The 3,331-nt window shown below is 37.9% G+C and carries 4 protein-coding genes; all 4 read right to left on the reverse strand.

The genetic code is table 11. The features are described from left to right. Positions 1–81: 81 nt before the first annotated feature. The 4 genes from E1163_RS05535 to E1163_RS05550 all read right to left on the reverse strand — a co-directional run bounded on the left by E1163_RS05535 (position 82) and on the right by E1163_RS05550 (position 2,906). A complete protein-coding gene (locus tag E1163_RS05535) occupies positions 82–537 on the reverse strand; it encodes a hypothetical protein (protein WP_155170333.1) in 456 nt (151 codons plus the stop codon). A gap of 98 nt (positions 538–635) precedes the next feature. Beyond that, complete coding sequence (locus E1163_RS05540; RefSeq protein WP_155170334.1) at positions 636–1,142, reverse strand: hypothetical protein; 507 nt, start codon at positions 1,140–1,142, stop codon at positions 636–638. 37 nt (positions 1,143–1,179) lie between these two features. Beyond that, positions 1,180–1,854, reverse strand: coding sequence for a hypothetical protein (locus E1163_RS05545; protein WP_155170336.1), 675 nt, complete (start codon positions 1,852–1,854; stop codon positions 1,180–1,182). Between the two features lie 8 nt (positions 1,855–1,862). Continuing rightward, entirely contained in the window at positions 1,863–2,906 is a 1,044-nt protein-coding gene (locus tag E1163_RS05550; RefSeq protein ID WP_155170339.1) for a hypothetical protein, read from the reverse strand. Positions 2,907–3,331: the final 425 nt, after the last annotated feature.

Below are 3,331 nucleotides of genomic sequence, written 5' to 3' on the forward strand. Positions count from 1 at the left end.
GAAGGGTAAAGTAGTAGTCTTCATTTCCAAGTTCAAAATTGTTGGGTTCTTCGTGGTACTCCATTGCTATTTTGTATTGGTCTATTTATTGCCAGAGATGGTTGCTGTCACCAAATAGTTTGTGGAACGAACTGAAATGGCAGATAATGCGACGTTGAATGAATTAACCAATTTTTCATCTTTGAATATTCCCATGCGATAGCACCTGTAAAACCTTTTACCACCAGTAGTTAGCTGGTATAGCACTACATCAAAGTTTCCTGTAATTGTTTTTCCAATGGGCTCAAGAGCTCTACGTGTCGTATACAAAGTATCATTCATAAAATAGTTATGAATAGTGCTTGAATCCTGATATAAATACTTGTCCTCATATTTCTGATCTATCAACGGTGGATATTTTATATCATAACTTCTGGTGTGTATCCTCAATATAAATTTAGGGTCAAGGGTGTATGGAGTCTTGACTGTTGGAAATTGAGATAAGAAGCTGTTGTACGATGGCTCCTGCGGCTGTTCCTTCCCATTTGAACAGCTCATTATGATTATATACGTTAATACTATCAGAAAAACTCTCATACTCCATTAGCTATTCAAACCGACATCAAAGGCTCGCGCCAGTGTCCATTAGTTTTAGTTCAACATTTGATAACCAAACTGCTTATTATTTCTTCAAAAACTTTTTCCTGCTCAGATGAACCTTCCCGAACATATCCGCAGTGAATAATTACGATATATTTATTATGTAAAAAATAGAACACTTTTTGTATTCGGTTTGCTTGGTAAAACACTTCACCGGTATAGTAAAATCCGCTACCTAAATTATCTGTAATAATACTGGACTTCTCCAGAAGGGTATCTATTGCAAAATCCAGGGACACGAAGCGATTAAAGACAATCTCAAGAGTTTCATTCTTATTTGCTTCCATCTTAGAGAATTCCATTCTCGTAATCTTTTCAATTTGTTTGCTCTTGTCTGAAATCACGAGATCAAATTCTTCTGAATTCTCATCAAAAACATCGACTTGCCAATCTTGAGGAACACTGATTTCAAGGCATTTATTCGATATAACCGCTCCCTCGTTTTGAGCATTACATGAGATGAGCACTAACAGACATACTACACTTATAACCATTCCATTCATTAGAAGTAGATTCCCTCTTTAATTATGCCCTTACCAATCATTTCGTATCAGGAAGCTCCGCAAGGTTCTTCCCCAGAATACTACCATCAGCCTGTATTTCAAGTGTACTCACCGCTAGTGTATCCTTGAGGGTAAAGTAGTAGTCTTCATTGCCAAGTTCAAAATTGTTGGGTTCTTCATGATACTCCATTGCTATCTTGTATTGGTCTATCTTATTCTCAGATATTATTGCGGTAACTAAGTAAATATCCTTTGAATGACGGAAAGAAAGAGCAGATATTGCAACATTGAACGAATTTAAAAGCTTTTCATCTTTAAAGAGTCCCACCCTCAAGTAATCAAATGTGTACCCTCCGCCTCCATCTGCAATCATATATAACAGCACATCATAGTTGGATAAGGTGGTTTTTCCAATAGGTTTTACAGGGTTACGTGTGATAAACAGAGAATCATGCATAACATACTTCGAAAAAGTAGTTGAATCTTTACTCAAAAATTGATTCCTTAATTGAGGGTTTAGCAATCTGCTGCTTCCTGCAACATAACCTCTTAGATAAGACTTCAATATTAATTTTGGTCCCAAAACAAATGGCTTTTCAAAGTCTTTAAATTCAAACAGAAATTCTTTATAGGAGAGATCTTTCTCGCTTGATTTCTTATCTGTACACGCAATCACAAGCATTAAAACCGTTATTAAAATAAAAATTCTCATTCTATAAACTAATTACCCAATCTCGAATTAAAAGAACTTGACAAAGCTGCGTTGGCCTCGAACTCCAAATCATTCATTTTCGCCAACGCGTCTAATATATCCCTATACTGTTGTTTATAACATTCTTTAAGAGAACCAATATCTTTAAACTCTCCTCCGACTTTAAACCGATCTAAGATCTTTTCTGAAAGTAGATTTTTAGCCCTTTTTTCTACCGGAGCCGGAAAAATATCCGGCAAAGGTATAAGTCCCCACACCTCATTAAAAATCGATGAAATATTTTTATTTGTTACAGCAACCAGGTTTCCATATGAGTCTAATGCGGATTTTATAATCATTGCAGAGTTTTCTACCATATAAAGTGCTTTATTCTGATCACTATTTTTATTTGGCCCTGTTTCTCCTTCAAGGTTTATTGCCAATTTTGTAGCAGCTATTGCAGTCGCAAAGGCATTTTCTATCATCGCTTTCGCAACTCTCGGATTGCCTACCTGTGGATCACTCCATCGTGTCCCCTGAGTTGCCAGGGCCTTTGTATCCTCGTATTGAAGAGCAACTCCCGACTCCTTCTCTATAACATTGTCATCCTCATCTTTAATATCAACTCCGGATTTATACTGTATGAGCAAGTGTTGGTATTTGGCAATAAATGCTGCAAGACCATTAAAGCCGGAATCATAATGCAAAGGTATATTACTGGTTCCTTCCGAAAACTTATCAGGTAGATTCATTTTGCTTTTTGTAGAAGAGTCAGTATCATACAAAGCTCTAAGCAAATTTAAAATATCCCTCTTTCCCGGCCTGGCATCCTTAAACTCATAGTTTTCCAAATATTTAGTATTTACCCCAAAATAGTTCTTGACACTCCCAGTGTTCACAACCCCGGTAGCTGCAAAAAATGGTAAAAGATAATCATTAAAAGCCGAGTCACTATCCAATGTAGCCAGTAACTTCTTCCAGTTTTCAGGTGTACCACTATAAATAAAGCGAGTAGAATATTTGGTTCCAAAAATTGTCCAACGAGTTGCTCTACCCCATCCCAAAACTTTCATATAAGGGTGATCCGGTTTTGGGTCAGCAAGCGATATGTCTGAGTTTTCTTCCGTATCAGCCGAACCGACATTGTGGGCATCAGACTTCGCCCCTGACAATTGCTCACTCTCTTCCTCCTTGTCCCTTTGAGCATTACCCTTTTTCTGAGCATGATCACCCCTCATCATTTGCAGAATTTCACTCGCTGAGAGTGTTTCTGCCTCCTCAGACGCAGCGCCTGATAAAGACCGCGGCACAAACCCAGCCCTGCCTGTCAGATTAGGGGTTTTCGAACTTGGTGATAAATTGTCCCTCTGCAAATTATCTGGCTTGCTGCCAGATGTGGTGGTATTTGGCTGTTTTTGTTGAGATTGATGACTATCCATAAAAAATAATAAGCACGCTGCAAAATATCTGCACTAACTTAATGGGGATAGTAGAGCTG

Source organism: Fulvivirga kasyanovii (assembly GCF_009711405.1).
In the GTDB taxonomy this organism is placed as follows: domain Bacteria; phylum Bacteroidota; class Bacteroidia; order Cytophagales; family Cyclobacteriaceae; genus Fulvivirga; species Fulvivirga kasyanovii.